General features: G+C 74.3%; 30 protein-coding genes. 8 read left to right on the top strand and 22 right to left on the bottom strand.

The annotated features are described in order from the left end of the window. Window positions 1-36: 36 nt before the first annotated feature. Window positions 37-687: a LysE family translocator gene (locus tag HTZ77_RS10950; protein WP_175589395.1), complete on the bottom strand. Its 651-nt coding sequence runs from the start codon at window positions 685-687 to the stop codon at window positions 37-39. Between the two features lie 137 nt (window positions 688-824). Beyond that, window positions 825-1685, bottom strand: coding sequence for a haloalkane dehalogenase (locus HTZ77_RS10945; RefSeq protein ID WP_175589394.1), 861 nt, complete (start codon window positions 1683-1685; stop codon window positions 825-827). Window positions 1686-1779: 94 nt separating this feature from the next. On the opposite strand from HTZ77_RS10945, the gene HTZ77_RS10940 reads away from it, so the two are divergent. Further along, on the top strand, window positions 1780-2268 hold the full coding sequence (locus HTZ77_RS10940; protein WP_328808524.1) for a MarR family winged helix-turn-helix transcriptional regulator: 489 nt from the start codon (window positions 1780-1782) through the stop codon (window positions 2266-2268). Here the strand turns inward: HTZ77_RS10940 and HTZ77_RS10935 are convergent. The 5 genes from HTZ77_RS10935 to HTZ77_RS10915 form a co-directional block, all read right to left on the bottom strand. Next, the gene (locus HTZ77_RS10935) at window positions 2265-2786 is read right to left on the bottom strand and encodes a GNAT family N-acetyltransferase (RefSeq protein ID WP_175589393.1); all 522 of its coding nucleotides are present in this window, start codon (window positions 2784-2786) and stop codon (window positions 2265-2267) included. The genes HTZ77_RS10940 and HTZ77_RS10935 overlap by 4 nt on opposite strands. 34 nt (window positions 2787-2820) lie before the next feature. Next, on the bottom strand, window positions 2821-3387 hold the full coding sequence (locus tag HTZ77_RS10930) for a TetR/AcrR family transcriptional regulator (RefSeq protein WP_328808523.1): 567 nt from the start codon (window positions 3385-3387) through the stop codon (window positions 2821-2823). A gap of 8 nt (window positions 3388-3395) precedes the next feature. Then, window positions 3396-3797 (bottom strand): YchJ family protein, encoded by a 402-nt coding sequence (locus HTZ77_RS10925; protein WP_175589392.1) that lies wholly within the window; start codon window positions 3795-3797, stop codon window positions 3396-3398. A 102-nt stretch (window positions 3798-3899) separates the two neighbouring features. Next, complete coding sequence (locus HTZ77_RS10920) at window positions 3900-4769, bottom strand: NAD-dependent protein deacetylase (protein WP_175589690.1); 870 nt, start codon at window positions 4767-4769, stop codon at window positions 3900-3902. Between the two features lie 2 nt (window positions 4770-4771). Further along, window positions 4772-5386, bottom strand: coding sequence for a TetR/AcrR family transcriptional regulator (locus HTZ77_RS10915; protein ID WP_175589391.1), 615 nt, complete (start codon window positions 5384-5386; stop codon window positions 4772-4774). A gap of 149 nt (window positions 5387-5535) precedes the next feature. On the opposite strand from HTZ77_RS10915, the gene HTZ77_RS46020 reads away from it, so the two are divergent. Beyond that, the gene (locus HTZ77_RS46020; RefSeq protein ID WP_175589390.1) at window positions 5536-6261 is read left to right on the top strand and encodes a DUF4440 domain-containing protein; all 726 of its coding nucleotides are present in this window, start codon (window positions 5536-5538) and stop codon (window positions 6259-6261) included. Between the two features lie 52 nt (window positions 6262-6313). Here HTZ77_RS46020 and HTZ77_RS10905 read toward each other — a convergent pair whose 3' ends face one another. Next, on the bottom strand, window positions 6314-7057 hold the full coding sequence (locus HTZ77_RS10905) for a TetR/AcrR family transcriptional regulator (protein WP_175589389.1): 744 nt from the start codon (window positions 7055-7057) through the stop codon (window positions 6314-6316). Window positions 7058-7189: 132 nt separating this feature from the next. On the opposite strand from HTZ77_RS10905, the gene HTZ77_RS10900 reads away from it, so the two are divergent. Then, window positions 7190-7642 carry a helix-turn-helix domain-containing protein gene (locus HTZ77_RS10900; protein WP_175589388.1) on the top strand — a complete coding sequence of 151 codons (453 nt, stop codon included), beginning with the start codon at window positions 7190-7192 and terminating at the stop codon, window positions 7640-7642. On the opposite strand, the gene HTZ77_RS10895 is transcribed toward HTZ77_RS10900, so the two are convergent. Genes HTZ77_RS10895 through HTZ77_RS10885 form a run of 3 tightly spaced genes read right to left on the bottom strand, consistent with a single transcriptional unit; the run spans window position 7587 to window position 10729 of the window. Continuing rightward, window positions 7587-8357 (bottom strand): TetR/AcrR family transcriptional regulator, encoded by a 771-nt coding sequence (locus tag HTZ77_RS10895; protein WP_175589387.1) that lies wholly within the window; start codon window positions 8355-8357, stop codon window positions 7587-7589. The two genes, HTZ77_RS10900 and HTZ77_RS10895, sit on opposite strands and share 56 nt — an antisense overlap. Beyond that, window positions 8351-9565: a cytochrome P450 gene (locus HTZ77_RS10890; protein ID WP_175589386.1), complete on the bottom strand. Its 1215-nt coding sequence runs from the start codon at window positions 9563-9565 to the stop codon at window positions 8351-8353. The genes HTZ77_RS10895 and HTZ77_RS10890 overlap by 7 nt, the downstream gene beginning before the upstream one ends. Before the next feature lie 57 nt (window positions 9566-9622). After that, window positions 9623-10729 carry a protein kinase family protein gene (locus HTZ77_RS10885; RefSeq protein ID WP_328808521.1) on the bottom strand — a complete coding sequence of 369 codons (1107 nt, stop codon included), beginning with the start codon at window positions 10727-10729 and terminating at the stop codon, window positions 9623-9625. Window positions 10730-11038: 309 nt separating this feature from the next. On the opposite strand from HTZ77_RS10885, the gene HTZ77_RS10880 reads away from it, so the two are divergent. Further along, a complete protein-coding gene (locus HTZ77_RS10880) occupies window positions 11039-12325 on the top strand; it encodes a serine hydrolase domain-containing protein (protein ID WP_235994545.1) in 1287 nt (428 codons plus the stop codon). A gap of 27 nt (window positions 12326-12352) precedes the next feature. Here the strand turns inward: HTZ77_RS10880 and HTZ77_RS10875 are convergent, their stop codons facing one another. After that, window positions 12353-13729: a carotenoid oxygenase family protein gene (locus HTZ77_RS10875; protein ID WP_175589385.1), complete on the bottom strand. Its 1377-nt coding sequence runs from the start codon at window positions 13727-13729 to the stop codon at window positions 12353-12355. 99 nt (window positions 13730-13828) lie between these two features. Then, entirely contained in the window at window positions 13829-14413 is a 585-nt protein-coding gene (locus HTZ77_RS10870) for a hypothetical protein (protein WP_175589384.1), read from the bottom strand. 92 nt (window positions 14414-14505) lie between these two features. Here HTZ77_RS10870 and HTZ77_RS10865 point away from each other — a divergent pair, with 92 nt between their 5' ends. Continuing rightward, the gene (locus HTZ77_RS10865) at window positions 14506-15057 is read left to right on the top strand and encodes a PadR family transcriptional regulator (RefSeq protein ID WP_175589383.1); all 552 of its coding nucleotides are present in this window, start codon (window positions 14506-14508) and stop codon (window positions 15055-15057) included. A 245-nt stretch (window positions 15058-15302) separates the two neighbouring features. Here the strand turns inward: HTZ77_RS10865 and HTZ77_RS48155 are convergent, their stop codons facing one another. Continuing rightward, on the bottom strand, window positions 15303-16190 hold the full coding sequence (locus HTZ77_RS48155; RefSeq protein ID WP_175589382.1) for an NAD(P)-dependent oxidoreductase: 888 nt from the start codon (window positions 16188-16190) through the stop codon (window positions 15303-15305). A gap of 258 nt (window positions 16191-16448) precedes the next feature. Between HTZ77_RS48155 and HTZ77_RS10855 the strand changes: the two genes are divergently transcribed. After that, window positions 16449-17207 (top strand): TetR/AcrR family transcriptional regulator, encoded by a 759-nt coding sequence (locus HTZ77_RS10855; RefSeq protein ID WP_235994544.1) that lies wholly within the window; start codon window positions 16449-16451, stop codon window positions 17205-17207. Window positions 17208-17447: 240 nt separating this feature from the next. On the opposite strand, the gene HTZ77_RS10850 is transcribed toward HTZ77_RS10855, so the two are convergent. From HTZ77_RS10850 to HTZ77_RS10835, 4 genes are read right to left on the bottom strand one after another with little or no spacing between them, the layout of a single operon-like run. Continuing rightward, window positions 17448-18287 carry a DNA-3-methyladenine glycosylase family protein gene (locus HTZ77_RS10850; RefSeq protein WP_175589381.1) on the bottom strand — a complete coding sequence of 280 codons (840 nt, stop codon included), beginning with the start codon at window positions 18285-18287 and terminating at the stop codon, window positions 17448-17450. Further along, window positions 18284-18718, bottom strand: coding sequence for a MarR family winged helix-turn-helix transcriptional regulator (locus HTZ77_RS10845; RefSeq protein WP_175589380.1), 435 nt, complete (start codon window positions 18716-18718; stop codon window positions 18284-18286). The genes HTZ77_RS10850 and HTZ77_RS10845 overlap by 4 nt, the downstream gene beginning before the upstream one ends. Then, a complete protein-coding gene (locus tag HTZ77_RS10840) occupies window positions 18715-19125 on the bottom strand; it encodes an SRPBCC family protein (RefSeq protein ID WP_205302486.1) in 411 nt (136 codons plus the stop codon). Before HTZ77_RS10840 ends, HTZ77_RS10845 begins: the two co-directional genes overlap by 4 nt. A gap of 60 nt (window positions 19126-19185) precedes the next feature. Beyond that, entirely contained in the window at window positions 19186-19785 is a 600-nt protein-coding gene (locus tag HTZ77_RS10835) for a TetR/AcrR family transcriptional regulator (protein WP_175589379.1), read from the bottom strand. A gap of 133 nt (window positions 19786-19918) precedes the next feature. Between HTZ77_RS10835 and HTZ77_RS10830 the strand changes: the two genes are divergently transcribed. Further along, complete coding sequence (locus HTZ77_RS10830; protein WP_328808520.1) at window positions 19919-20740, top strand: SDR family NAD(P)-dependent oxidoreductase; 822 nt, start codon at window positions 19919-19921, stop codon at window positions 20738-20740. Between the two features lie 126 nt (window positions 20741-20866). Here HTZ77_RS10830 and HTZ77_RS10825 read toward each other — a convergent pair whose 3' ends face one another. After that, complete coding sequence (locus HTZ77_RS10825; RefSeq protein ID WP_175589377.1) at window positions 20867-21796, bottom strand: DMT family transporter; 930 nt, start codon at window positions 21794-21796, stop codon at window positions 20867-20869. Window positions 21797-21947: 151 nt separating this feature from the next. Between HTZ77_RS10825 and pdxR the strand changes: the two genes are divergently transcribed. After that, entirely contained in the window at window positions 21948-23366 is a 1419-nt protein-coding gene (gene pdxR / locus HTZ77_RS10820) for a MocR-like pyridoxine biosynthesis transcription factor PdxR (protein ID WP_175589376.1), read from the top strand. Between the two features lie 76 nt (window positions 23367-23442). Here pdxR and HTZ77_RS10815 read toward each other — a convergent pair whose 3' ends face one another. The 3 genes from HTZ77_RS10815 to HTZ77_RS10805 are packed head-to-tail and all read right to left on the bottom strand — an operon-like array spanning window position 23443 to window position 26557. Then, window positions 23443-24657 carry a metal-dependent hydrolase family protein gene (locus tag HTZ77_RS10815; protein WP_175589375.1) on the bottom strand — a complete coding sequence of 405 codons (1215 nt, stop codon included), beginning with the start codon at window positions 24655-24657 and terminating at the stop codon, window positions 23443-23445. After that, the gene (locus HTZ77_RS10810) at window positions 24654-25166 is read right to left on the bottom strand and encodes a GAF domain-containing protein (RefSeq protein ID WP_205302485.1); all 513 of its coding nucleotides are present in this window, start codon (window positions 25164-25166) and stop codon (window positions 24654-24656) included. Before HTZ77_RS10810 ends, HTZ77_RS10815 begins: the two co-directional genes overlap by 4 nt. Continuing rightward, window positions 25163-26557 carry an MFS transporter gene (locus HTZ77_RS10805; protein ID WP_175589374.1) on the bottom strand — a complete coding sequence of 465 codons (1395 nt, stop codon included), beginning with the start codon at window positions 26555-26557 and terminating at the stop codon, window positions 25163-25165. Before HTZ77_RS10805 ends, HTZ77_RS10810 begins: the two co-directional genes overlap by 4 nt. Window positions 26558-26632: the final 75 nt, after the last annotated feature.

The following is a 26632-nucleotide window of genomic DNA, read 5'->3' as shown; positions in this document are numbered from 1 at the left end:
GTCCAGAAGCAATCGTTATGATGGGGTCAGCGGCTCTCAGCGGCTCTCGGCGGCGACCCGCAGGCCCAGGGCGACGAGCACGGTGCCGCTCACGGCGTCGAGCCGGCGGCGGACGACCGGACGGCGGAACCACGCGCCCGCGCGCCCCACCACCGCCGCGAGCGACAGGTAGAGGACCGTCTCCAGGGCGACCTGGAGCAGGGCCAGCAGCGCCGTGGTGGCGAGCAGCGGCCGGTCGTGCGGCACGAACTGCGGATAGAAGGCGATCATGAAGGCGGCGGCCTTCGGGTTGGCCAGCATCACGACGGCGCCCTCCCCGAACGCCTTCCACCAGGACCGGGCGGAGGCCGCCGGGGGCTCCTCCTCCGGCTGCGCCGCGGCGCCGGTCCGGCGGCTGCGCCACGCGGAGCGCCACGCCTTCACCCCGAGGTACAGCAGGAAGGCGGCGCCGGCCACCCGTAGGACGACGAAGGCCACCTCGGAGGCGGCGACGAGGGCGGCCAGGCCGGCGGCGGCGCACAGCGCCCAGACGTAGAGGCCGGCCTCGAGGCCGAGCACCGTGGGGACCGCGCCGGAGAGCCCGCGTACGGCGGCCCGGCGCAGGATGAGGGCCATCGCGGGCCCCGGCGAGGCCGAGATGAGGATCACGGCGAGGACGAAGGCGGGCAGGGAGGGCAGGAGTTCCATGACGGGATGATCGCGGCGCGGCCGTCCCCGCCGCAATCGAGATTCCGGAGTGGCCGTCCGCGCCGCGATCGAGATTCCGGAGTGGCCGTCCGCGCCGCGATCGAGATTCCGGAGGATGCGGTGAAGCGGCGCCCGGCTCAACCGGCCAGGTCGTGCCGGCGGGCCCAGGCGGTGACGGCCGTGGCGATGGCCTCGGGCCGGTCCTCCGGGGCGTGGTGCCCGGCGGGGCCGCAGTGCTCGACCTCCAGCGCCGCGAACGTGTCCGCGCACCACGCGGCGACGTCCGGCGTGATGAGCAGCGTCGGCGAGGAGTCGAACGTGAGCAGCAGCTTCGGCACGTCGTCGCTCTTGGCCAGCCACGCGTCGTAGCGCTCGACCCGCTCCGCCACCTCGGCCGGCTCGCCGTCCAGCGGGATCGAGCGTGCCCACTGCAGCAGCGGCCGGCGGCTCTCGCGCGTCGGGTACGGCTCGCGGTAGAGCGCGATCTCCTCCTCGGGGAGCGGGTTCAGGACGCCTCCGGTGTACGCGGTGTCGATGAGGAAGGTCCCGTCGAGGACGAGTGCCTCTCCCTCCGGACCGCGGATGGCCCGGGACCGCGCCCGCGGACCCTCGCCCAGGTCGCTCCAGGACAACGTCTTGACGATGGTCTCGAAGAAGGCGATCCCGCGCACCCGCTCGGGGTGGCGCGCGGCCCAGTCGAAGGCGAGGGCGCCGCCCCAGTCGTGGCCGACCAGGATGACGTCGTCCAGGCCGAGGGCGTCGAACCAGGCGTCCAGGTAGCGGGCGTGGTCGGCGAAGGTGTAGGCGATGTCCGGCTTGCCGGAGCGGCCCATGCCGATCAGGTCGGGGGCGAGCAGCCGGCCGGACACGCCGATCGCGGGCATCACCTGGCGCCACAGGCGGGAGGAGCCGGGGTTGCCGTGCAGGAAGACGATCGGGGCGCCGGCGCCCGTCTCCTCGTAGAACAGGGTCGAGTCGAGCAGGTCGATGACAGGCATGGGGTTCCTCGCAAGTCGTTCGTGTGACTAACGTTCGTGGCACTAACGAAAGTACATCGTTAGTGCGACTAACGCAAGCGGTAGGATCAGTCCCGTGACGGACCCCGCCGAAGAACGGAACACCGCCGCCCCCGCGCGGTTGCGCAGCCTGCCGACGCGGCTGCTGTCCCTGGTGACGATGCACTCCGACCGCATCGTCACCGAGGGCCTGGCGGGCGCCGACGCCCGCAAGTGGCACTACGCCGTCCTGGCCACGCTGGAGGAGGCCGGCCCGGCCAGCCAGGCCGAGCTCAGCCGCCGCACCGGCGTCTACCGAAGCGACCTGGTCTCCGTCATCAACGAGCTGTCCGCGCGCGGTCTGGTGGAGCGCGCCCCGGACCCCGGCGACCGCCGCCGCAACGTCATCACCCTGACCGGGGCCGGCCGCGACCGGCTGCGCCGGCTCGACGCCCTGCTCGGCTCACTGGCGGACGAGGTGCTGGCCCCGCTCGACGCCGCCGAACGCGACCAGCTCACGGCGCTGCTCACCCGCCTCCTCGACCACCACGGAGGCCACGCCGGCGGACATTCCGCCCCGGGCTAGCGCGGGTCGGTGCGCAGGAGCGCGTACAGGAGCTGGTCGTGCCACGCTCCGGCGCGCCACTGCACCTCCCGCAGCACCCCCTCCCGCCGGAACCCCGCCTTCTCCAGCGCCCGCTGCTCGGCCCGGTTGCGGGGGTCGGTGTACGCCTGGACGCGGTGCGCCCGGGTGTGGTCGAACAGGTACGCGACCAGGCGGCGCTGCGCCTCGGTGCCGATCCCGCGGCCCCGGACGGCGGGCCGCAGCAGGATCCCGATCGTCCAGCACCACGAGTCGGCGGGCGGCCCCCAGCCCGAGGCCCTGCCCCAGTCGACCCGGCCCGCCACGTCGTCGCCTTCGCACACGGTCAGCGTGCCGCCGTCGTCCTGCAGCATCCCGTTCTCGGCGTACGCGCGCCGGTCGCGCCCGGGGGAGCGGTGGCCGAACCAGTGCAGCTCGCCGCGCCCGGCCGGCGTGCCGAACTCCTCTTCGAAGATCGTCAGGTCGTTCTCCCGGACCGGCCGGAGCGTCACACGCGTCACGCAGCTCTCCTCGGGGGTCGCACGCGGGCAGGAGTCAGCGGAGCGCGTCGATCCAGCGCTCCAGGCGGTCGCCCTCGGCCTTCATCAGCTCCGGGTCGCGCAGGGTGTTGGTGACCAGCGAGATCCCCTGGTAGGAGGAGAGCAGGGCGACGGCCAGCCCCCGCGCGTCGTCGCGCCCCAGGGCGGCGAACTGCCGCTCCATCCAGTCCAGCAGCTCCCGCATCAGGGCGGCGACCGCCTGGTCGAGGCCGTCGGCGCGTTTGTCCAGCTCGGAGGCCAGCGTGCCGGTGGGGCAGCCGTAGCGGGCGGCGACCTCCCGCTGATCGACCCAGCCGCGCACGAGCGCCTTGAGCCGCTGCTCCGGCTCGGGGATCTCGTCGAGCCGGTCGAGCAGGCCGCGCAGGAACCGGCCGTGCTCGCCGATGGCCGCCTCGACGAGCTGGTCCTTGGTCTTGAAGTAGTAGTAGACGTTGCCGACCGGGACGTCGGCCACGCGGGCGATGTCGGCCAGCGTCGTCTTCTCGACGCCCTGCTCGTGCAGCACCCTGGCCGCCGCGGCCGCCAGGCGTTCCCGCTTGCCGCTCCGTACTGAGTTGGTCACCTGACTGACTATAGCCCCGCCGGCCCGAGAGCGCCTTCGTAGACCCAGCGCCCGTCGAGCCGTACGAACCGGCTGTGCTCCTCCATCGCGCCCTCGCGCCCGCGCTCGACGTAGTGGGCGCGGAAGCGGACGGTGCCGTCGGTGTGCAGGACAGTGCCGCGGGCGGTCTCCAGCACCTCCAGCCGCACCCACCGCAGCTTGCGGTCCAGGCCGACGCTCGCCGGCCGCGTGGCCGGGTGCCAGGTGCGCAGCAGGTACGCCTCGTCGCCCACGCTGAACGCGGCGAAGCGCGACCGCATGAGCAGCTCGGCCGTGGGGGCCGCGCCCTCGCCCCGGTGGAAGCGGCCGCAGCAGTCACGGTAGGGGGCGGGCAGGCCGCACGGGCAGCCGGCGGGTTCGCGACGGGACATGCTCCCATTCTGCCCGCCCGGGAACGCCTGCCCGCCGTGAGCGCCTGTCCGGGGAACGCCCCGGAACGCCTGGGCCGGGAACGCCGCGGAACGCCTGGATCGCTAGGTGGTCCGGGCGGCCGGCCCCGGCAGCCGGGTCGTCAGCTCGGTGAGCGTGGCCCCGAGCGGCGCGTTCAGCCGGATCGTGGCCTCGGCGTCGCCCCTGGTGGCTCCCTGGTTGACGACGGCGATCGGGATGCCCAGCTCGGCGGCCCGCAGGACGAACCGCAGCCCCGAGCGCACGGCCAGCGACGAGCCGAGCACCAGCAGCGCCCGCGCCCCCGCCACCAGCGCGAAGCACTCGTCCACGCGCGGCTTCGGCACGTTCTCGCCGAAGAACACGACGTCCGGCTTGAGCAGCCCGCCGCAGCCCGTGCAGTCGACCACCTGGAAGCCCGCGACCTGCTCGTCGGTGAGGACCGCGTCGCCGTCGGGGTTGATGGCCGCCGCGGCGGCCTCCCAGCCGGGGTTGGCGCGGCGCAGGCGGCGGTCCAGCTCCATGCGGGGCGTGCGCTGACGGCACGACAGGCACACCACCCGGTCGAGCCCGCCGTGCAGCTCGACCACCCGCCGCGCCCCGGCCGCCTGGTGCAGGCCGTCGACGTTCTGGGTGATGACCGCGTCGACCAGGCCGCGCCGTTCGAGCTCGGCCACGGCACGGTGGCCGGAGTTGGGCGCGGCCCCGCCGATGCGCCGCCAGCCGACGTGGCTGCGCGCCCAGTAGCGCCGCCGGGCCTCGGCGCTGCCGACGAACCGCTGGTACGTCATCGGGTCGGCGCGCCGGGCCCGCCCGGTCGGGCCGCGGTAGTCGGGGATGCCCGACTCGGTGGACAGCCCCGCCCCGCTGAGCACCACCGCCCCGCCCCCGGCGACGAGCTCGCACAAACCGGCCAGGCCGGACGAAACGGCGATCTCGCGGTCCTCTGCGCTCACGCTCACCCGTCCATGGTGCCCGACGGCAGCGGGTGCCGGGCACCGCCCGTCGCCCGGAGCCCGCGGATGAACAGCTCCAGGTGCCGCCGGGCGAAGGCGTGCTTCTCGTCCGCGTCGAGCGGCCCGGGGAGGGGGCGGGCGATGCGCACCAGCATCGTCCCGACGTCCATGAACGTCACGTCCTCGGGCAGCGCCCCGGCGGCGCGGGCGTCGTCCACCAGGCGCCGGACGAGGCGGGCGGAGGTCTCGCGCGCGGCCGACAGCTCGGGGTCGGCGTCCAGGTCCACCACGTCGATCATGGCGGGCAGCACGGCGGAGACCCGCAGCTCCAGCGCGTCGCGCAGGTAGCGCGCCAGCGCCTCGAACGGGTCGTCCTCCTGCTCGGCCGCCGCCGCGGCGGCTGTCGCGGTGCTGGTCAGCGCGTCGAGGGCGACCGCGCGCAGCAGGCGGTCGCGGTCGGGGAAGCGGCGGTACAGCGTGGCGCTGCCGACCTTCGCGCGCCGGGCGATGTCGTCGAGCGGCACGTCGGGCCCGCGCTCGGCGATCATGTCCCGCGCGGCGCGCAGGATCTGCTCCAGGTTGCGCCGCGCGTCGGCCCGCATGGGTCTGGCCTCCACCTCGTCCCCTCTCGCGTCGTGACGATCAGCATAGACCACGAACCGGGGGAATTTCCCCCACTTCATCTTGTGCCGCTCTCGCGGACGTGTCACTGTTAAGTGGGGAATCTTTCCCCGGTTGCACCCGCCTGGAAGGGACGGAACACATCATGAGCAGCGAGACGCAGGTGCTCGACCTCGTCAACCGCTGGGCCGAGGCCGAGCTTCACGGCGACGCCGACGCCTTCGACGACCTCCTCGGCGCGGACTTCGCCGGCATCGGCCCCGTCGGGTTCGTCCTCGACAAGGGACAGTGGGCCGGCCGTCACCGCGGCGACCTCAAGAACCACCACTTCGCGATCCTGCAGCCGAGCGTGCGCCTCCACGGCGACACCGCGATCGTGGGCGGGATCCAGGAGCAGCGCACCAGCGTCAGAGGGCACGACGTCGACCACTCGTTCCGGCTGACCCTGGTCGCCGTGCGGCGGGGCGACGACTGGGTGATCGCCAACATCCAGCTCAGCGGCCCGCTCCAGGACCCGTCCGCGCCGCCGCCCTTCGCCCGGCCGGGCGGGCGCGTCGCCCGCGACGAGCTGCGGGCCTCGATCGAGGCGAAGGCGGTCACCGTGGTCGACGCCCTGCCCGCGGCCCCGTACCGGCGCAGGCACCTGCCCGGCGCGCTCAACCTCACCGCCGAGGACGCCGCCGGGTCGGCGGGCGAGCTGCTGCCCGACCGGACCGCGCCGATCGTCGCCTACTCCACCGACGCCGACTGCGACCGCGGCCCGGCCCTCGTCGCCGAGCTGACGCGGCTCGGGTACGCGAACGTCCGCCTGTACGCCGACGGGATCGAGGACTGGGCGGCGGCGGGCCTGCCGCTGGAGACCGGCGCCTGACGCGCGCCGAGGCCGGCCGGCGCCAGACGAGTCCCGGGCACGCGTCCGGTTCCTAGTGCGCCCCGAGGGCGTCCAGCCGCGCCTGGAGCCCGTCGAGGAACCGCTCCAGGCCGTAGGCGAAGCCCTCGTCGCGCAGCCGCGACGGGTCCTCGCCGGCCCGCTCGTCGTACCCCTCGCGCAGCAACGGCAGGTCGCGCACGGCCTCCTCGGCCACCCGCCGCAGGCCCTCCATCAGCTCCTGCTCGCTCTGCCCGCTGCGGGCCAGCATCGACAGGTACGCCGCCTCGCTGACGGTCATGCCGATGACGTACGCGATGACGGTGTTCATGGCCCGGTCGGCCTCGCCGGCGGGGAAGCCGGCCCGGTGGAACAGAGCGAGCATCCGCTCGGACTGCCGGGTCAGGTTCGGGCCCAGCTCGGCCAGCCCGACCTGACCGAGCACCGAGGCCGCCCACGGGTGGCGCAGGATCATCGCCCGCAGGCTGCCCGCGCACGCGGCGACGGACTCGCGCCAGGCGTCCGGCGCCCCGGACTCGCCCGGCACCTCCAGCTCGCCGTAGATCTCGTCCACCACCAGCTCGATCAGCTCGTCCTTGCTGGCGACGTGCCGGTAGAGGGAGGTGGCGCCGGCGCCCAGCCGGGTGCCGAGGCTGCGCATGCTGAGCGCCTCGATGCCCTCCTCGTCGAGCAGGCGGACGGCCTCGGCGACGATCCGGTCCTGGCTGAGCGCGGGCTGCTCCCGCTTGTTCCGCTGCCGCGCCCACACAGAGGGGACGGCCGGCTTGCCGGTCGGCATGGCGCCTCCTTTCCCGCCCCACCCTAGCGTACGGTGTTCGCATAGGCGTACAGGCGCTGTCGTTCCCTCGCGGGCTGTAGGTTGGGCAGTGTCGGGGAGCGACTGGGAGCTTCCGGGAGCGGAGGGGAAGGCGTGAGGGCGGCGGAGCCGTACTACTCGGTGGAGCGCGTGGCCGAGCTGCTCGGCCTGCACGTCAAGACGGTGCGCGGCTACGTCCGCGACGGCCGGCTCAAGGCCACCCGCATCGGCCGGCAGTACCGGATCGCCGCCGAGGACCTGGAGGCGTTCACCGGCCGCCCCGCCCCGGCGCCGGCCCGCGGCGGGCTCCACGCCGAGACGTCCGCCGTCGTCCGGGTCGACGGCATCGGGCGCGAGGAGGTCATCCGGCTGTCCAACACCGTCGTGGCCGCGGCCGGGAGCCGCCCCCGCGACGGCGGCGGCCCGCTGCGCGTCGAGACCGTCTACGACGAGGAACGGGCCGCCCTGACGATCGTCATCCTCGGCACGCTCGACGGCGCCGCCGAGCTGCTCAAGATCGTCGACCTGCTGGTGGGTGAGGAGCGGGCTGTCCCCGGGACGCGGTGACCGGGGCCGCGAGCAGACCCGCCAGCGCGTCCACCAGGGCGTCCGCGGTCTGCCGCCACACGGCCGCCGGGTCGGCCGCCGGGTCCTCGTGCAGGGCGCGCTCCCGCTCGGCCAGCATGTGGACGACCAGCACCCGGCACATGTCGGTCCGCTGCCGGTGCACCTCCTCCGGCACCCCCGGCGCCAGCCGGAACAGGTGCTCCGCGATCGGGCCGAGCGACGGCATGGCGACCGCCTCCTCGATGACCACGGCCCGCATGGTCGGCTCGGTGTCGGCCTGCGCGAGGAACCGGGCGTACCAGGTGGGGGCGGGCAGCGAGGCCAGGTGCTCGGTGGCCGGACGCACCAGGCACGACGCCCACTCCCGCACGCCAGAGGCGTCGCCGACGGCCGCCAGCATCGCGGCGCGCCGCTCCTCCATGGCCCCGTTGTGGCGGCGCAGGACGGCCCGCACCAGGTCGGTCTTGGTGCCGAAGTGGTAGCCCACGGCGTAGTTGTTGGACTGGCCCGCGGCCTCGCCGATCTGCCGGTTGGACACCGCCGCGATGCCGTGCTCGGCGAACAGCCGCTCGGCCGCCGCGAGGATCCGCTCGCGGGTGTCGGCTCCGCGTCCGGGTCGCTCGCGGGTGTCGGCTCCGCGTCCGGGTCGCTCGCGGGTGTCCGCTTCGCGGCCGGGCCGCCTGTCCCGCGTACGGGCGGGACCGGTGCTCACCATCGGACCGGCACCTCGCGCAACCCGCCGACCAGCAGCCCCTCGCGGGCCGCCAGCCCCGCCGCCGGGACCGCGAGCTCCAGGCCGGGCAGCCGCCGCAGCAGCACGTCCAGCACGGTCTGCAGCTCGGTGCGGGCCAGCGCCTGCCCGAGGCACGAGTGGGGGCCGACGCCGAAGGCGAGGTGCGGGTTGGGGGAGCGGCGCAGGTCCATCCCGTCGGCATGGCCGAACGCCCGCTCGTCCCGGTTGGCCGAGGCCATGCTGCAGATCACCGTGGTGCCGGCGGGCAGCTTGCGCTCGCCCACCTCGACCTCCTCGGTCAGGTAGCGCGGCATGCCGAAGCCGGGGTTGGCGTCGAAGCGCAGCACCTCCTCCACCGCCGGGTGGACGAGCGCCGGCTCGGCCAGCAGCGCCTCCCAGCGGGAGCGGTCGGACAGCAGCATCGCGGCCATCTTGCCGATCATGTTCGCGGTGGTCTCGTGCCCGGCCACCAGCAGGCCGCGGGCGGTGCCCACGAGCAGCGGCTCCGTCAGCCGCCCGTCGGCCGCGTCCACGATCCCGATGAGCTCGCTCAGCAGGTCCTCGCCCGGCTCGGCGCGCTTGGCGCCCACGTGCGCCGCCAGGTACGCGTCGAACTCCGCCTGCGCAGCGTCGATCTCCGCCTGCGTGTACCGGGTCAGGCTCAGCATGGTGTCGGACCAGTACGAGAACCGGTCGCGGTCGGAGTCGGGCACGCCCAGCAGGTCGCAGATCACCCACACCGGCAGCGGGAACCCCAGCCCGGCGACGAGATCGGCGGGCGGCCCCTGCGCCACCATGGCGTCGACGAGCTGGTCCGCCATCTCCTCCATGCGCGGCCGCATAGCCAGCACCCGCTTGGCCGTGAACGCCCGGCCCACGAGCCGCCGCCACTGCATGTGCGCCTCGCCGGAGGACGACATGGCGGACGTCGAGGTGTCGGAGCGGCCGAACACGCCGCCGGACTCGTTGGCCGTCACCCGGGCGGCGTCGCCGGCGTCGAGCTGCCGGGTGAAGCGCGGGTCGGACAGCACCCGGCGCACGTCCTCGTAGCGGGTCAGGAGCAGCGCCTGGTCGCCGCTGGCCAGCCGGATCGGCGCCACCGGGCAGCCGTCGCGCAGGTCCGCCCACTCCGGAGGCGGCTCCAGCGCGGACGGGTTGCGGAAGGGGTAGTCGGGGACGGCGTCGCTCATGGGGCCTCCTCGCTTCGGGCCGACACCCCCTTGTCTAAGCCATATGACTTAATCCCGTCAACCGAGCCCGCAGCGCGCCCAGACGTCGCGGATCTCCTCCAGCGGGTACGGGGTCGACCTGCTCTCGCGCTGGAGCGCCTGGAAGAAGCCGGACATGACCTGGGCCAGCGGGCTGTAGCGGGACAGCAGGGCCGCGGCCTTCTCCGGGGCGCCCTCCGGGGGCTCGCCGCCGGCCCACGCCGCTATCCGCTCGTCCGTCCCGTCGAACCCGTGCAGCTCGGCGGCCAGCCAGCGGACCAGGTGGTTGAGGGTGTAGCAGCGGTCGTAGGTGCGGTGCCGGTCGTAGAAGGCCGTCTCGGCCGGCGACAGCTCGAACCGGGAGGAGACGGCCAGGCCGTAGTCGGCGAAGTAGAGCCGCCGCCCGTCGGTCAGGACGTTCAGGAAGTGGGCGTCGAAGTGCAGCAGCCCCCGGGCGTTCATGAACGCCACGCCGTCCGCCAGCTCGCGCTCGACCAGCGCGCACGCCCGGTCGGCGGCCTCCCCGCCGGCGCCCATCCGCTCCCGGAGCCACTGGTGGACGTTGTACGGGATGTGCTCCAGGAAGAGGACCAGGCTCGCGGGGGCGTCACGCAGGGCTTCGAGGCGGCGGCGCACGCCCGCCGAACCACCCCAGGAGCCGACGGCCCGGTCGACGTCGGCGAGCAGCTCGTGCGGCGCGGGGGCGCCGCCCGGCAGGACCCGCCAGTGGTAGGTCAGCGGGAACCCGTCGAAGGCGCCGGACAGCATCCAGTTCGTGGTCATGACGTGGGTCGCCAGCTCCCGCCACGCCCCGAACCCGGGGCTGCCGAGGCCGTACTGGAAGAACGGCGGCAGGCCGAAGAGGTCGGCCGTGGAGCCCCGGTTCGCCGGCAGGAGCTCCACGGCCGTGAGCGGCACCCGCTTGACGAAGACGGGGACGTCCTCGACCTCCAGCAGCGCCGACGTCCCGCCGATGCCCGCCCCGGCCGGGACGGCCCCGTCCAGCAGCTCGCCCAGCCTCCGGTCGCCCAGCAGCGCCAGGGACGTGGACACGGCGTCGTGCGCGCGCAGCCGCTCCCGCCGGGTCCCGGCCCCGGCCCCGGTCCCGGTCCTGGTCCTGCTTCCGGTTCGTTCCGTCGCGTTCACGGGGCGTCCAACGCGCGCGAGCCGCCCGGGGTTCCGCCGTTCTCGGGCCCGGAGCCCGTCACGGCAGCGGCCGCGCGGGACGGTTTCCCCTTCCCCGTGCTCGCCGCCGCCCTGCGCGAACGCCACGAGGCGGGGATCACGCCGGACGAGGACTTCGGCTACAGCCTCACGATCATGCTCACCGGCCTGCGCGCCCTGCGCGACCGGCTCGGCTGAGCGCCGTCGCCGTTCCTGGTTGCGTACGGCATGCCAGTGTGCGTACAGTGTTCGCAAGCAGCGAGCAATGTGCGCAACGAGAGGACGGCCACCATGCCGAAGACCACCACCTGGGACATGAGCGGCACCTGGGACTCCAAGGGGGGATGGGCCACGCAGGGGAGGGCCGAGGAGCACGCCCCGGCGTCAGGCGGCGGCCTGTCCGCGGCCGGGCTCGACCGGATGCGCGAGGTGCTGGCCGGGCCGGTCGAGTCCGGCGCCGTCCCGGGCCTCGTCGCCCTCGTCGGCCGTGGCGACGAGACGCACGTCGAGGTCATGGGCACCCTCAGCGCCGGGGGCGACGAGCCGATGCGCAGGGACACGATCTTCCGCATGGCCTCCGCCACCAAGCCCGTCACGGCGGCCGCCGCGATGGTCCTGGTCGAGGAGTGCCGGCTGCGGCTCGACGACCCCGTCGACCCGTGGCTGCCCGAGCTGGCCGATCGGCGGGTCCTGAGGAGCCTGGACGCGCCGCTCGACGACACCGTGCCGGCCCACCGGCCGATCACCCTGCGCGACCTGCTGACCTTCACCTTCGGCTTCGGCGCCGTGCTGGCGGCTCCGGACACGTACCCCGTGCAGGTCGCGATCCGCGAGCTGGGCCTCGACACCACCGCGCCGGACTTCGGGCCCGACGAGTGGATCAGGCGGCTGGGCGAGCTTCCGCTCATGCGCCAGCCGGGCGAGCTGTGGCAGTACCACACGGGCTCCGACGTGCTCGGCGTGCTCATCGCCAGGGTCGCGGGACAGCCGTTCGAGACGTTCCTGCGCGAACGGATCCTCGACCCCCTCGGCATGAAGGACACCGGCTTCCACGTCCCCGAGGACAAGATCCACCGGCTGCCCGTCTGCTACGCCCACGACCCGGGGACGGGCGCGCTGACGGTGTGGGACGAGGCCGCGGGCGGCAAGTACAGCAAGCCGCCGGTGTTCGCGGCGGGCGGCGACGGGCTGGTCTCGACGGCCGACGACTACCACGCCTTCTACCGCATGCTCCTCGGCAAGGGGACGCTCGGCGGCGTGCGGGTCCTGTCGCGCGCCTCGGTCGAGCTCATGACCGGCGACCGGCTCACGCCCGCGCAGAAGACGGAGAAGGACGCCTTCGGCGACCACTTCGGCCGCCACGGCGGCTACGGCTTCGGCATGGCCGTCCGCACCCACCGCCGCGACCTGGCCTCGCCGGGACAGTTCGGCTGGGACGGCGGCCTCGGCACGAGCGCGTACGCCGACCCCGCCGAAGGGCTCGTCGGCGTCCTGCTCACCCAGACGGCCCAGGACTCCCCGGACACGCCCAACCTCATCAGGGACTTCTGGACCGCCGCCTACCAGACCCTCGCCTGACCGCCCCGTCTCGCAGCAGGGAGAGTGTCAGGACACGGGGTCGGGGATCCAGCTCCCGTGGAAGCCGGCCGGGACACGGCGCGGCAGCCGCACCGAGGCCGTGCGCGACAGGTCGGCGGCGTCCAGCACCAGCAGCTCGGAGCCCTGCCCGGCGCGGTCGGTGACGATCGACAGCAGCCAGCCCTCGTCCTCGGTCCGGGCGCCCTCGGCCGCCACGAACACCGCCTCGCCCGGCACCAGGTCCGGGCCGAGCTCCAGCGCCGCCGAGGAGCCGGAGCGCAGGTCGTGCTTCACGATCGCGTCGGCGGCGGCGGTGTAGAGGTAGCGGTGCGCGTGACCCGTGCGGGCGTCGTCGTGGGTGGGGAACTCCACGGGCCGGTCGTCGAGCGGCTCCTCCTTGGCCGCGCCGGAGGCGGGGTCCAGGGTCCAGCGGTGCAGCCGGGAGCTCCCGGTGGCCGCCGCCCGGACCGGGGCGTTCGCGACGGTCGCGGCGGACGGATCGCTCTCGCCGCCGATGCTCGGCCAGAACGCGATGAAGTCCTCCGGCCGGTAGCGGACGCCGTCCACGACCACCCGCCCGGCCTCGTCCTCGTAGGCGTTGCCCACGTGGAAGACGTAGCAGGGATCGACGTCGAACCACCGCACCGGGCCCCCGGCCCGAGGCATCACGCCGAGCCGCGCCCCGTAGGCGTCGTCCCAGCGGAACGGCATGCCCCCGCCCCTCCGCGCCAGGGCCATGTCGAACACCACCGGCAGGTCCAGCCACACGACGTGGTTCGCGGTGACGGCGAAGTCGTGCATCATCGTCGGGCCCGGAACCTCCACCTCGCGGCTCTCCACCAGCCGCCCGCCGGCCGAGAGCCGGTGGTAGGTGAGGTACGGCGGGACCAGCCCGTAGCCGAAGAACAGCAGCTCCCCGGTGACCGGGTCCTCCTTGGGATGGGCGGTCATGCCGCCCTTCAGCAGCCCGCCGAAGTCGCACGGCCCCACCGTGTCCAGCTCGGGGGTCAGCTCGTACGGCAGGCCGGTCTCGACCAGCGCGAGGATGCGGCCGGCGTGCGGGACGACGTGGGTGTTGGCCGGGACGGCCGCGTGGTCGAACGTGCCGTCGGGGCGTACGAACCGGGCGCCGTCCGTGAACTCCGTGGTGCGCACCCAGCGGTTGCGGTACCACTCGGCGCGGCCGTCGCGCAGCCGCACGCCGTGCACCATGCCGGGTCCGGTGAACCAGTGGGCCGACGGGGTGCCCGGCAGCGGGTTGGGGCCGTTGCGGAAGTAGCGGCCGGTCAGCTCGGGCGGCAGGGTGCCCTCGACCGGCAGGCCGACCGCGTCGATCTCGTCCGGGACGGGGGCGCGGTGGCCCTCCAGCCACAGGGAGGGGGCGGTTCCGTTCGGCTGGCTCATCTCGATGCTCCTCACAGGCTCGGCGGGGCGGGGCGGGGTGGCGGGGCGGTGGGTGGTGAGGTGGTGGGGCGGCGCGGGGTGGCGCGAGGCGGCGCGGCGTCAGAGGCTCGGCCGCGTCGCGGCGGCCGCCGCCGCGCGCTCCCGGGCCCGCGCGGTGTAGCGCGCGGTGAAGACGGCCGGCAGGGTGAAACCGGCGACCTTGCAGGCCACCAGCACGGCGACGGCCTGCGGCGCCCAGTGCTGCACACCGGCCAGCGCGATCGCGGTGATCGTGAAGCCGACGGCCCAGGCCCTGGTGATGACCACGTTGATCTGCCGGAACCGCTCCGTGGCGGCGATGTGCGCGTCGACCTGGCGGCGGGCGATGCCCTCGGTGAACGGGCGGCCGGCGGCGAGGGTGCCCCACGCGGTGACGGCGAGCCAGGCGATGGCCAGCGACGCGCCGTACCCCAGCACCGGCGAGCCCGGCGCGGCGAACGAGAGCGCGGTCAGCAGCGCCATGTAGACGGCGGTCGAGGTCTCCAGGATCAGCGCGTCCCACGCGATGCCGGAGCGCAGCCGGTCGAGGGCGAGCAGGACGAGCGCGGCGGCCAGGCCGGTGATCGCGCCGGTGCGGGCGTCGAACCCGCTGACGATGGCGAGGGCGATCCAGGGGAGAAAGGTCCGGCCGTAGTACTTCAGCATGACGTCGCCTCCAGACGACATTCCAACTTTGACACGTCGAATCTAGACCTTCCAGTTTTGACATGTCAATTCAGAACGGTAGAGTCCTGGACATGAGCCTGCGGCATGCGGTCCTCGGCCTGATCGTGGAACTCGACGGCGCGAGCGGCTACGACCTGATGAAACTGTTCGAGATCTCGCTGGCGAACGTGTGGACGGCGACCCAGAGCCAGGTGTACGGCGAGCTGGCCAAGCTCACGGCCGACGGCCTCATCGAGGTCGCCGCCGAGGGCCCGCGCGGCCGCAAGGAGTACCGGGCGACGGACGCGGGGCGCGAGGAGCTGCGCCGGTGGCTGGTCGAGGAGCAGCCCAGGCCCGCGCGGCGCGACGGGGTGCTGCTCAAGGTGTTCTTCCTCGGGCAGCTCGAACCCGGGCGGGCCCGCGCGTACCTGCGCGACAGCGCCGCGCTCATGGGGGAGCGGCGCGACGGCCTGGCCGCGCTCCAGGAGGAGGTGACGTGGGGCGACGACAACCTGTCGCTCTACGGGCGGCTCACCCTGGAGTACGGCCGGCGCTTCTTCGAGATGCGCAAGGAGTGGGCCGAGTGGGCGGAGGCCGAACTGGCCCGGCACGCCGCGCCGCCCGAGGACGCGGACCACGCCTAGCGCACCCGGCGCGGATCGCCACGTGGTCCTGTCCGTGGAGCCCACTGTGTCCGCGCCCGCGTTGCGCCCGCGACCGTGGCGAGGTGAGGACGCGGCGGGCCTCACGGCGGCTCATCGCCGATCCCGCGGACGCCACTCCGTACTCCCCGCCCGACCCCCCGCCTTCCCGGCCGAGGGGCACCGGCACGTACGCACGAACGTGGCGGCCGGATCCGTGAACGTGGAGTGACTTCCCGGTCGGGGGTCTAGCGCGCCCCGGCGTGGGTCCCGGTGCGGGCCTCGATGGCGTGCAGGACCGCCACCATGTCGGCCCCGCCGTGCCCCAGCTCCACGGTCTCGCCGAACAGGTCGTGGCAGACGTCCAGCAGGGGCGAGGCCAGGCCCGACGCCCGGGCCGCCTCGGCGATCAGCCGGTTGTTCTTCAGCACGTCCAGGGCCGCGGCCTGCACCGCGAAGTCGCGGGTCAGCAGCTTGGACGCCTTCATGCGCGACACGGCGCTGGCCATCGGCCCGGCGTCGAGGATGTCGAGGAACCGCCGGCGGTCCAGGCCGTGCCGGTCGGCGAAGTGGTACGCCTCGGTGAGGCCGGTGACCATGGTGATGAGGAACAGGTTCACCGCGAGCTTCGTCAGCAGCGCGCCCGGCACCGGTCCGCAGGCGAACGTCTCCCGGCACATCGGCGCCAGCAGCGGCGCCACCTCCTCGACGTCGCCGGGCTCCCCGCCCAGCATCGCCACGAGCCGCCCGGCCTCGGCGGGCTCGCGCGAGCCGGAGACCGGCGCCTCGACGTAGCCGCCGCCCGCCGCCCGGACGTCCTCCTCCAGCTCGCGCGAGTAGCCCGGCGAGGTCGTGCCCATGTGGACGACGACCCGTCCCGCCACCCGGGCGGCGAAGGCGGGCGTGCCCCGGCCCAGGACCGTGTCCATGGCCGCCTCGTCCGCCAGCATGAGGATCACCGCCCGGGCCCGCCCGAACACCTCACCGGGGCCGGACGCGACGTGGGCGCCGGCCGCGCGCAGCGGCTCGGCCCGGGACTGGGTGCGGTTCCACACCACGAGCGGCATCCCGGCGCGGGCCAGGTTGAGCGCCATCGGCTGTCCCATGACCCCGAGACCGATGAACCCCACGTCCACGACGCACCACCACCTGCCCGTGCGACCAGCATGTCTATGACAGTCGTCATACTAGAGCGCGATATGACAAGCGTCATAGAGGCGGCGGTAACCTTTTCCTGGGACGTGAGCATCCGAGCGGCAGGGCAGCTCCGGTGTGGCGGCGGCCGGGCCCGGCGATGCGGCAGGCCCAGGCGGTGCTGCTGGGCATGGTGCTGCTGCAGGTCCACGCGGTGCTGCGGGCATGGTGCTGCTGCAGGTCCACGCGGTGCTGCGGGCATGGTGGTGCTGCTGGGACCTGCGGTGCTGCTGGGCATGATGGTGCTGCTGGGGCCTGCGGTGCCTGGCCGAGCAGTGCGACCGAGCTGGGCGGCCGGGCCGATGGGTGGCGTGGCCCGGTGGAACGACGAGGGCGACAAGGGCGACAAGGGGGCCGGGATGGCGGACAAGGAGCGGGGGCCGCGGGAGCGGATGGTGTTCAGCGCGGCGCAGCTCATCCGCCGCGACGGGGTCGCCGCCACCGGGATGCGCGACGTGGTCGCCCACGCGCGGGCGCCCCGTGGCTCGCTGCGCCACTACTTCCCGGGCGGCAAGGAGCAGCTCGTCAACGAGGCCGTGGACTGGGCGGGCCGCTACGCCGCCGGCCGCGTCGCGCGATTCCTGGCCGGCATGCCGGAGCCGTCGCCGAGCCGGCTGTTCGCCGCGATGGCCGCGCAGTGGATCGACGAGTACGGCTCCGCGGGGTTCGAGGCGGGCGGGTGCCCCGTCGCGGCGGCGACCGTGGACTGCTCGGAGGCGGCCGAGTCCACCAGGGAGGCCGCGGCGGCCGCGTTCGCCCGCTGGACCGCGCCGGTCGCGCGGGCGCTGGCGGACATGGGCGTGCCCGCCGCCCGGGCCGAGCCGCTCGCCACCTTGATGATCAGTGCGCTGGAGGGGGCGATCCTCATCGCGCGAGCCGAACGCGACGTGCGCGCCCTGACGACCGTGACCCGCGAGCTCGGCCCCCTCCTCGACGCCGCCGCGTCCCCGTCGACCTGAGGGCCCTGCTGACCTGCGGCCTGCCATCCCCGTCGACCTGACGTCCTCGCTGACCTGACGGCCTCGCCGATCCGTCCGCCCCGCAGGGGAGCGCGCCCGCGGGGACGTGCTCACGTAAGGGGGCCGGGTGGGGGCGGCGGAGTGGATGGTCTCCCGAGGGGGCGGGTGTGGGGTCGTCCGAGTAGATGGTCTTTCGTGAGAGGCCGGGTGCCCAGTCGCCCGAACGGAAGGTCTCCCGTCTCACCCGGCCACGCGCAGGTAGTGCGCCCAGTACCCCTGCCACGGCCCGTACCCGGCGGCCAGTTCCCGCAGCTCACGCTCGCCCAGCGTCCGCCCGTAGGCCGCCGCGGCCGAGCGCGTCAGCTCCCGGTCGATCGGCGCCTCCTCCATCCGCCCCAGCCCGCGGATGAGGATGAACGACGCCGACCACGGCCCGATCCCCGGCAGCCCCAGCAGGAACGCCCTGACCTCCTCGTACGGCCCGTGACGCAGGAACGCCTCGTCCACCCCCGCCCACTCCTCCAGCGCTCCGCGCAGCCGGCCGGCCTTGCGCGGGTCGCCGATCAGGCCGCCGATCAGGTCGGCCGGTGTCTCCAGGAGCTGGCCGACGTCCGGGAAGGCGCCGTACGGATTGCCGGCGTGGGCGACGATGGCGGCCTTGGCCCGGGCGGCGGCCCGCATCGGCGTCCGCTGGCACAGGATGGCCCACACCAGGTTCTCCACCGGCGACGGGAACTTGACCTGGTGGTAGCCGCGCAGCCGCTCCACCACCGGCCGGAACCCCTCGTCGGCGGAGTCGTAGAAACCGGTCAGGTCGTCGTCCAGGCTCAGGTGGAACCGGATCCGGTCGGCCGCCGCCGTGACGACGTCGTCGGTCAGCGGCTCGGGGGACTCCAGCTCGCAGCGCAGGCCGGTCCCGGCGGGGGACAGGCGCGCCCGTACCGTGTGCCCGCCCACCCGGTACGCCTTCACCAGCGTCGTCCCGGTGATCTCCTGCTCGCCGGCGGCGGGCGGGAAGCAGGTGAGGAAGCGCAGGGACGCGCCGAAGTCGAAGGGGGCGCGGGCGCCCAGGAGCATCATCGGCGTTCCTCCTCAGCCAGCGCGCGCAGCGTCGAGACGAGCGAGGGCCGGTCCGGCGCCGCCGCGAAGAACGCCGCGTCGGTGCGCTCCACCTCGGTGACGGCCCGCTCGATCAGCTCGCGGCCCCGCTCGGTGACCCGCAGCAGCTTGGCGCGGGTGTCGGCCGGGTCGGTCTCGCGGACGAGCAGGCCCTTGTCCTCCAGCTTGCGCAGCACCTGGGAGGCCATCTTCACGTCGGTGCCGGCCTGCCGGGCCACGCTGAGCTGGTTCGGCCGGCCGCCCTGCCGGTTCAGCCACCACGCGCACGCCAGCAGGACGAACTGGACGTGCGTCAGGTCGAAGGGCTCCAGGGCCGCCGTGACGGCCCGCTGCCAGCGCAGCGTGGTCCGCCACAGCAGGAAGCCCGGGCTGTCGTCCGGGGTGAGGCTCACGCCGTCTCCGCCAGCTTGACCAGGGCGGCCACCGCGTCGGGCAGGTCGGCCGCGACGGCCGGGCCGATCTCCTCGGCCCCGGGGCCGGTCACCTCCAGGCGGTGCGTCACCCGGGTGCCCCCGGCGAACGGCTCCAGCGTGTGCGTGAAGCGGAGGACCACCTCGCCGAACAGGGTCTCGTCGGCGAACGTGTCGTCCTCGTCGGCGCGGGTGATGCGGGCGCGGACCTCGTCCTGGCCCTGGGGCGTCATGACGATCTCGGACCCGGCGGCGAAGGAGCCGTGGAGCTCGGCCCGCTCCAGGCCGCTGTCCCAGCGCACCCAGCCGGGCACGTCGGCGTACAGCGCCCACACCGCCTCGGCGGGGGCGGTCGTGTCGGCGCTGTGCTCGAAAGTCCACATGAACATGGACGCACTCCTTCAGTCTGCGCGTAGATTGTCTATGCGCAGACTATATCCCGGAACGCGTCACGGGCGGAACGCCCGGAGCGTGACGTCCACGAGCGCGTCGGCGTACTCGGGCGTCAGGGGGCCCGAGCGGTACAGCCAGCGCCGGTGGAGCGGGGAGTAGAGCACGTCGAGCACCAGGTCGAGATCGGCGTCGGCGGCGAGCTGGCCCGCCTCCTGGGCGGCGCGAAGCCGCGCCTTCTTGGCCTCCTCGAGCGGGCCGGCCAGCCTCTCGTGGTACTGGGCGGCCAGGTCGGGATCGTTGACGATCTCCGAGGTGAGCGCCCGGATCGGCGCCTCGAAGGCCGGGTCGGCGAACTCGGCCGCCGTCGCCCGCATGACGAGCTTCAGGTCGGCCTCGATGTCGCCCGTGTCGGGCAGCGCGATCTCCTCGCTCTGGGGATCCTGGCTGAGCGCGAGGATCGACTCGAAGACGACCGCGCCCTTGGACGGCCACCAGCGGTAGATCGTCTGCTTGCCCACGCCGGCGCGCGCGGCGATGGCCTCGATGGAGACCTTCCCGTAGCCCACCTCGCCGATGAGCGCGCGGGCGGCCTCGAGGATGGCGTGCCGCGACCGCTCGCTGCGCCGCGCGGGGTAGGGCTTCCTGGCATCGGACATGCCCGCGAGGATACCACTCAACGAGACGAGACGGTTCGTCTTGACGAAAGGCCGCGGGTCGTGCAGACTCTGGCGACGAGACGAACCGTCTCGCCTCGTCATCGAGGAGAACAACAACAAGGAGGTGAGGCCTGTGACGACCGGAAAGGTGTGGTTCATCACCGGCGCTTCCCGTGGTCTGGGCAGGGCTTTCACCGAGGCCGCGCTGGAGGCCGGGGACCGCGTCGTGGCCGCCGCGCGCCACGTCGAGCCGCTGGCGGAGCTCGCCGAGCGCCATCCCGGCCGGCTGGTGCCGCTGCCGCTGGACGTCTCCGACCGGGCGGCCGTCCACGAGGCGGTGGAACGGGCGGTGGCCGCCTTCGGCCACCTGGACGTCGTGGTCAACAACGCCGGCGGGCTCCTGTACGGCATGGTCGAGGAGGCCACCGAGGAGCAGGTCCGGGCCCACCTCGACGTGAACTTCTTCGGCGCGCTCTGGGTGAGCCAGGCCGTGATCCCGCACCTGCGGAAGCGGGGCGCGGGCCGCATCCTGCAAGTCACCTCGATGGGCACGAGCGGGGGCATGGCCTCGGTCGGCTTCTACGGGGCCGGCAAGGCGGCGCTCGACTCCCTCAGCGAGGCCCTGGCGATGGAGCTGGAGCCGATCGGCGTCAAGGTGACGATCGTGCAGATGGGCGGCTACGACACGGGCCTGTTCACGGCCGGCACCACGGCCACCGCGCCGCTGCCCGCGTACGAGCCGCTGCGCGCCAAGCTGGCCGAGATGTGGGGCGACGACGCCGGGCCCGCCGCGAGCACGGCGGCGCCGGTCATCCTGGAGCTGGCGTCGCTGCCGGAGCCGCCCCGGCGGCTGATCGTCGGCGGCGCGTCGTACGACATGGTGCAGCAGATGGACCGCGCCCGCACGGAGCTGTACCAGGCGTGGGAGCACCTCAGCCGCCAGGCGCCGGGCTGACCGGGCACCGTGCCGACCGGGCGGCCGCCACGTCCGGGGCCGGCCGCAAGGGGCACTACCGCGTCCGCGTCCACTTCGCGTGGGTCCCGTGGAAGGGCGAGAGGCTCGGCATCCAGCGGCTGCTGGTCATGGCGTACCCGGCACCGGGGGACACGATCGTGAGCCATCGCGGGCGGCGACGGTGACCCGCGGCTTCTTCGCCCGGCCCGTCGACAGCCACGAGCCCAGCAGGATCAGCGGCAGGCCCACCGCCATGCCGGCGCCCGGCCGCTCGCCGAGCAGCGCCATCCCCAGGATGACCGCCACGACCGGGTTGACGTACGTGATCACCAGCGCGCGGCCCGCGCCCGCCTCGGCGACCAGCATGCCGTAGAAGACCATGGCCGCCGCCGTGCACAGCACGCCGAGCAGCACCACGGCCGTGATCACCCCGGCCGACGGCATCGCCCGCGGCGGGTCCAGGGCGGCCGCCGGGGCGAGCAGCACCGACGACAGCAGCAGGACGGCGGCCATCGACACGCGCGGGTCCAGGTCGGCCAGCCGCCGCTTGAGGATCATCGGGCCGACGGCGTAGCAGAACGCGGCACAGAGGATCGCCGCCGCGCCGAGCAGCTCGTCCGGACGTCCGCTGACGTCCACCCCCACCAGCGCGGCCACCCCGGCGAGACCCGCCAGCAGGCCGGCCAGCCGCCGCCCGGTCACCCGCTCGGTCACGTCGAAGCGCAGGGCGAGCAGCGCCACGAACAGCGGCGCCGCCGCGATCAGCGTCGCGGCCAGCGAGGAGGACACGTGCTGCTCGCCCACCGCGATCAACGGGAACGGCAGGACGACCTCGGCCACGGCGAACGCGGCCAGCCAGCGCACCCGCCCGCGGAACGCGTCCCGCACGGCCTTCCGCGGGACCAGCACGAGGAGCGTCACCGCCCCCAGCACCACCCGCGCCCACGCGAGGAAGCCGGGCGAGAGCCCGCCGTCGACCCCGACCTTCAACAGCAGATACGGCAAGCCCCACAGCAGGGACACGGCCCCGAAGGCCCCCCACGCACGCGCGTTCACGCGCCACCACCTCATGCTCATGTCACGTCGTCCACCTGAGCCGCGGAGCCCGCCGGAACAACCCGCGAGCCGCCGAACCCTTGGCCGGCCGGCCCTGAGCCGGCCAGCCGACCGTAAGCCGCCAACCGGTACGCGGATAAGCTCCAGTTCTGTGCCGATTGAGTGGACCGGTTCGATCCCGGACCTGTTGCTGCGTCTCGACCGCGACCGCCCCGAGCCGCTGCGGGCTCAACTCGAACGGGAGCTGCGCGAGGCCATCCGCACCGGCCGCCTGGCGGCGGGGGAGCGGCTGCCCTCCACCCGCGCCCTGGCCCAGGGGCTCGGCGTCTCGCGCGGGCTGGTCGTGGACTGCTTCGCCCAGCTCCAGGCCGAGGGATACCTGGTCACGCGCCTCGGTTCGGCCACGCGGGTGGCCCCCTGCGCCCCGGTGCCGCCCTCGCCGCGCGCGCCGGTCGCCGCCGAGCCGCCGCGGCTCGCCGCCGACTTCCGTCCCGGCGTGCCGGACCTCGCGAGCTTCCCGCGCAACGACTGGCTGTGGGCGTTGCGCGAGGCGTCGCGCCGCCTGCCGGACTCGCGGCTCGGCTATGTCGACCCGTACGGCGACGCCGACCTGCGCGCGGTGGTGTCCGCGTACCTGGGGCGGGTGCGCGGCGCGGTCGCCGAGCCGGACCGGCTGGTGGTCTGCTCGGGGTTCGCGCAGGGGTACGGCCTGGTGCTCCGCGTGCTGGGGGAGCGCGGGGTGCGCCGCGTCGCCGTCGAGGACCCGGGCGACTCCGACCAGCGACTCCTCGCCGCGCGGGCCGGTCTGGAGACGGTCGCCGTGCCCGTCGACGAGGACGGCCTCGACGTCGCGGCCCTCGCCGCCACGGACGCCCGCGCGGTCGTGCTCACCCCCGCCCACCAGTGCCCGACCGGCGTCGCCCTGGCCCCGTCCCGGCGCCAGGCGCTGGTGGCGTGGGCCCGGGAGCGCGACGCGACGATCATCGAGGACGACTACGACGCCGAGTTCCGCTACGACCGCGACCCCGTGGGATCCCTCCAAGGGCTGGCCCCGGGGCACGTGGCCGCGCTCGGCACGGTCAGCAAGGCGCTGGCGCCCGCGCTGCGGCTCGGCTGGATCCTGTGCCCGCCGCACCTGGCCGCCGCGGTGGCGGCCGAGAAGCACCTCGCCGACCGCGGCTCCCCGGGGCTGGACCAGCTCGCCCTCGCCCTGCTCATGCGTTCCGGCCGCTACGACCGGCACCTGCGCCGGATGCGCGCCTCCTACGCCCGCCGCCGCGACGCGCTGGTGACCGCCCTGGCCCGCCACGCGCCCGGCGTCGAGCTGCGCGGGCTCGCCGCCGGGTTCCACGCGGTGGCCCGCCTGCCGGAGGCGGTCGCGGAGGAGGAGGTCGTCGCCGCCGCGCGGGAACGGTCGGTCGGGCTGTACGGGATGAGCGGCTACCGGTCCGGCCGGCAGCTGGTGGGTCCGCACGGGCGCGCGGAGCTGGTCCTCGGCTTCGGCAACCTGCGCGAGGACGCCGTCGCCCGCGGGGTCGAGGCGGTCGCCGACCTCCTCCACGCCCGCTGACCCACCCGCCGGCCGTCAGAGGGGGGCCACGACCCGCCCGCCGGACGTCAGGGAGCGAAGGCCCGGCCGCCGGAGGTCAGACGGGGGCGACGACCCGGCCGTCCTGCACGACGTGCCGCAGGTGCTTCGGCTCGGCGAGGACGCCGAGGTCGCGCAGCGGGTCGCCGTCCAGCACGAGCAGGTCGGCGCGCGCCCCCACGGACAGCGTGCCGATCTCGCCGGTCATCCCCACCAGCTCCGCGGCCCCGGTCGTGGCGGCCCGCAGCACGTCGAGGGGCCGCTGCACCTCGCCGCGCAGCCGGAACTCGTGGCTCTGGTGCCGGTGCATGCCGCCCAGCAGGTCCGTGCCGAACGCCAGCCGCACCCCGGCGCGGTGGGCGAGCTCCAGCGCCCGCAGCCCCGCGTCCAGCACCTCGTCCACCTTGCGCCAGCTTCCCTCCGGCAGGCCGAACGCCCTGCCCTCCTCCTTGAGCGCCCAGTACGTGACCAGCGTCGGCACGAGGAAGGCGTCGTGCCGCAGGAACAGCTCGACGCTGGTGTCGTCGATGAGGTTGCCGTGCTCGACCGAGCGGACCCCGGCCTCCAGGGCCCGGTTGACCGCGCGGGCGGTGTAGGCGTGCGCGGCGACGTAGCGGTTGGCGGCCTCGGCTTCCTCGACGATCGCGCGCAGCTCGTCCATGGAGTACTGCGTGGAGTCGATCCGGTCGGTGGGGGAGGCGACGCCGCCGGAGGCCATGACCTTGACGTGGTGGGCGCCCTTGCGCAGCTCGTCGCGCGCGGCGGCGCGGACCGCGTCCACACCGTCGGCGACGCGGCCGACGCCCGCGCAGCACAGGTGGTCGTCCTTGGCGCTCTGGCCGCGTCCCCGCAGGTCGCCGTGGCCGCCGGTCTGGCTCAGCGCGCGGCCGCAGAACAGCAGCCGCGGCCCCCGGATCAGCCCCTCGGCCTGCGCGTCGGCCAGGCCGTAGTCGGCGCCGGAGGCGTCGCGGACCGTGGTGAAGCCGCGGTCGAGCATCCCGCCCATGGTGCGGGCGCTGTGCGCGGCGACGTACGCGGGCGACATCGACGGCAGCGCCCCGAGGTCGGCGGTGGAGGCGCTGACGTGGACGTGCGCGTCGATGAGGCCGGGCACGACACGGGCGCCGGCGAGGTCGAGGACCCGGGCGCCGTCCGGCGCGCGCAGCCCCCGTCCGGTCTCGGCGATCCGGCCGTCCTCGCAGCGCAGGTCGCCCTCGGCGTACTCGCCGGACTCCAGGTCGAGGATGAGCGCATCACGCAGCAGCAGGCTCATGCGGCACCTCCGTCGGTGGCGGCGCCGGCTCCGCCGGCCTCGCCGGACGCGACGGACGCGACGGACGCGGTGGCGGCGCGCAGAGCGGGAACGGCGAGCGGCGCGAGCGACACGGCCGCCGCGACCGACCCCTCGTCGTAGCGTCCCTCGGCGTCGAGGATGTTGAGCACTCCCAGAACCCTTCCCCCGTCGATGACGGGCACGTTGACGACCGAGCCGCAGCCCAGTCCCTCGATCAGCTCGTGGTCGGCGAAGATCTCCCGCACGGCGGCCCGGTCGGGGCCGAGGTACGGCTGCCCGGCCTCGACGCACCGGGCCAGCCAGCCGCGGGCGACCTCGACGGTCTTCTCCCCGCCCACCGGGTACGCCTCGGGGTGGCTGCTGTGCACCCGGCGCAGCGCGTTGCGCCCCGGGATCCAGGCCAGCACCGTGAACAGCCGCACCCCGACCGTCCGGCGCACCTCCTCCTCCAGCGCCTCGAAACCCCGGGGATCCCGGAAGCCGGTCATGACGTCATCTCCTCTCGGCTCTGCCGGGCGGGCTCGCCGCCTTCGGTGAGGTCCTCCAGTGAACGGCCGGCCGTGGCCAGGCCGAAGACGACCACGCACACGACCCCGGCCACGAGGACGGCGGTGGTGAGGCCGAACACGCCGCCGAAGCCCAGGCTCGCCGCCGACAGGCCGATGATCGTGGGCGCGAGGATGCTGCCCACGCGGCCGAACGCGCTGGACAGGCCGGTGCCGGTGGCCCGGATCCAGGTGGGGAACACCTCGGGGGTGTAGGAGTAGACGCCCGCGTACGTCCCGTTGAGGAAGAACGACAGCACGGCGCCCGCCAGCGTGATCGCGGCCGGCGACTCCATCTGCGAGAGCCAGAACGCGCTGACCGCCGAGCCGGCCAGGTAGAGCGCGATGGTGTTCTTGCGGTCGAGCCGCTCCGACAGCCAGGCGGCGGAGAAGTATCCGGGGATCTGCGCCAGGTAGATGATGATCGAGAACTCGAAGCTCCTGGTCACGGTGATGCCGCGCTGGACCAGCAGCGTCGGGATCCAGGAGAAGAACCCGTAGTACGAGAACGTGATCACGAACCAGATCAGCCAGATCACGGCGGTCCGCCGGGCCATGGCCGGGCTCCACAGGAAGCGCAGCGCACTGAGCAGGTTGACCTTCGGCGTCTCGGACACCGGCGGCGCGTCGCCGTCGGGCACCGGCGGCAGCGGCCGGCCGGTGGCCCGCTCGACGCGCCGTTCGAGGTCGGCGACCACGGCCTCGGCCTCGTCGTGGCGGCCCTGCTGGACCAGGAAGCGCGGCGACTCCGGCAGCGAGCGCCGCCACCACAGCAGCATGACGATCGGCACCGCGGTGAGCACCTGGGCGACCCGCCACCCGTCGTCCATGGTCGGCACGACGAACCGGCCGATCAGCGCCGCCAGCACGAACCCGAACGAGAAGAACCCGGCCAGCGCCCCGATGAACCAGCCGCGCCGCCGGGCGGGCACGAACTCCGACAGGAACGGCGCGATGATCGCGCTCTCCGCCCCCGCGCCGGCCCCGGCCAGCACCCGGGCCACCAGGAACACCTCGTAGCTGGGCGCCGCGGCGGCGATCACGGAGAACACCGCGTAGAACGCCAGCGCGTACATCATGACCTTCTTGCGGCCGATGCGGTCGCCGAGCAGGCCCGCCACGGTCGCGCCGAACAGGAACCCGAACGGCGTGGCCGACCCGATGAGCCCGAGCTGGCCGTTGTCGAGGCCCCACGCCTCCTGCGCGCTCGGCAGCAGGAACGCGACCACCGCCGAGTCCATCCCGTCGAAGGTGTAGCCGAGGCCGCCGATGAGCAGCAGGAGGTAGTGGGGACGGCTCAGCGGGAGCCGGTCCAGGCGGGTGAGCAGGGTCATGGCACCTTCCCTGGTTCGTGCTTTTTGGCAACGTATAGTGCAAATCTGCCCATTCGCAATGGTCTTTGCATGATT

Source organism: Nonomuraea montanisoli (genome assembly GCF_013363975.1).
In the GTDB taxonomy this organism is placed as follows: Bacteria; Actinomycetota; Actinomycetes; order Streptosporangiales; family Streptosporangiaceae; genus Nonomuraea; species Nonomuraea montanisoli.
This window is presented reverse-complemented; position numbering and strand designations above follow the sequence as displayed.

What these genes read in the sequence shown, in the direction of transcription:
- HTZ77_RS10950 (WP_175589395.1), bottom strand. Translation starts at nt 687, where the DNA reads ATGGAACTCCTGCCCTCCCTGCCCGCCTTCGTCCTCGCCGTGATCCTC.
- HTZ77_RS10945 (WP_175589394.1), bottom strand. Translation starts at nt 1,685, where the DNA reads ATGCCTGTCATCGACCTGCTCGACTCGACCCTGTTCTACGAGGAGACG.
- HTZ77_RS10925 (WP_175589392.1), bottom strand. Translation starts at nt 3,797, where the DNA reads ATGTCCCGTCGCGAACCCGCCGGCTGCCCGTGCGGCCTGCCCGCCCCC.
- HTZ77_RS46020 (WP_175589390.1), top strand. Translation starts at nt 5,536, where the DNA reads ATGAGCAGCGAGACGCAGGTGCTCGACCTCGTCAACCGCTGGGCCGAG.
- HTZ77_RS10905 (WP_175589389.1), bottom strand. Translation starts at nt 7,057, where the DNA reads ATGCCGACCGGCAAGCCGGCCGTCCCCTCTGTGTGGGCGCGGCAGCGG.
- HTZ77_RS10895 (WP_175589387.1), bottom strand. Translation starts at nt 8,357, where the DNA reads ATGGTGAGCACCGGTCCCGCCCGTACGCGGGACAGGCGGCCCGGCCGC.
- HTZ77_RS10890 (WP_175589386.1), bottom strand. Translation starts at nt 9,565, where the DNA reads ATGAGCGACGCCGTCCCCGACTACCCCTTCCGCAACCCGTCCGCGCTG.
- HTZ77_RS10880 (WP_235994545.1), top strand. Translation starts at nt 11,039, where the DNA reads ATGCCGAAGACCACCACCTGGGACATGAGCGGCACCTGGGACTCCAAG.
- HTZ77_RS10875 (WP_175589385.1), bottom strand. Translation starts at nt 13,729, where the DNA reads ATGAGCCAGCCGAACGGAACCGCCCCCTCCCTGTGGCTGGAGGGCCAC.
- HTZ77_RS10870 (WP_175589384.1), bottom strand. Translation starts at nt 14,413, where the DNA reads ATGCTGAAGTACTACGGCCGGACCTTTCTCCCCTGGATCGCCCTCGCC.
- HTZ77_RS10865 (WP_175589383.1), top strand. Translation starts at nt 14,506, where the DNA reads ATGAGCCTGCGGCATGCGGTCCTCGGCCTGATCGTGGAACTCGACGGC.
- HTZ77_RS10855 (WP_235994544.1), top strand. Translation starts at nt 16,449, where the DNA reads ATGGTGGTGCTGCTGGGACCTGCGGTGCTGCTGGGCATGATGGTGCTG.
- HTZ77_RS10850 (WP_175589381.1), bottom strand. Translation starts at nt 18,287, where the DNA reads ATGATGCTCCTGGGCGCCCGCGCCCCCTTCGACTTCGGCGCGTCCCTG.
- HTZ77_RS10840 (WP_205302486.1), bottom strand. Translation starts at nt 19,125, where the DNA reads ATGTTCATGTGGACTTTCGAGCACAGCGCCGACACGACCGCCCCCGCC.
- HTZ77_RS10835 (WP_175589379.1), bottom strand. Translation starts at nt 19,785, where the DNA reads ATGTCCGATGCCAGGAAGCCCTACCCCGCGCGGCGCAGCGAGCGGTCG.
- HTZ77_RS10815 (WP_175589375.1), bottom strand. Translation starts at nt 24,657, where the DNA reads ATGAGCCTGCTGCTGCGTGATGCGCTCATCCTCGACCTGGAGTCCGGC.
- HTZ77_RS10810 (WP_205302485.1), bottom strand. Translation starts at nt 25,166, where the DNA reads ATGACCGGCTTCCGGGATCCCCGGGGTTTCGAGGCGCTGGAGGAGGAG.
- HTZ77_RS10805 (WP_175589374.1), bottom strand. Translation starts at nt 26,557, where the DNA reads ATGACCCTGCTCACCCGCCTGGACCGGCTCCCGCTGAGCCGTCCCCAC.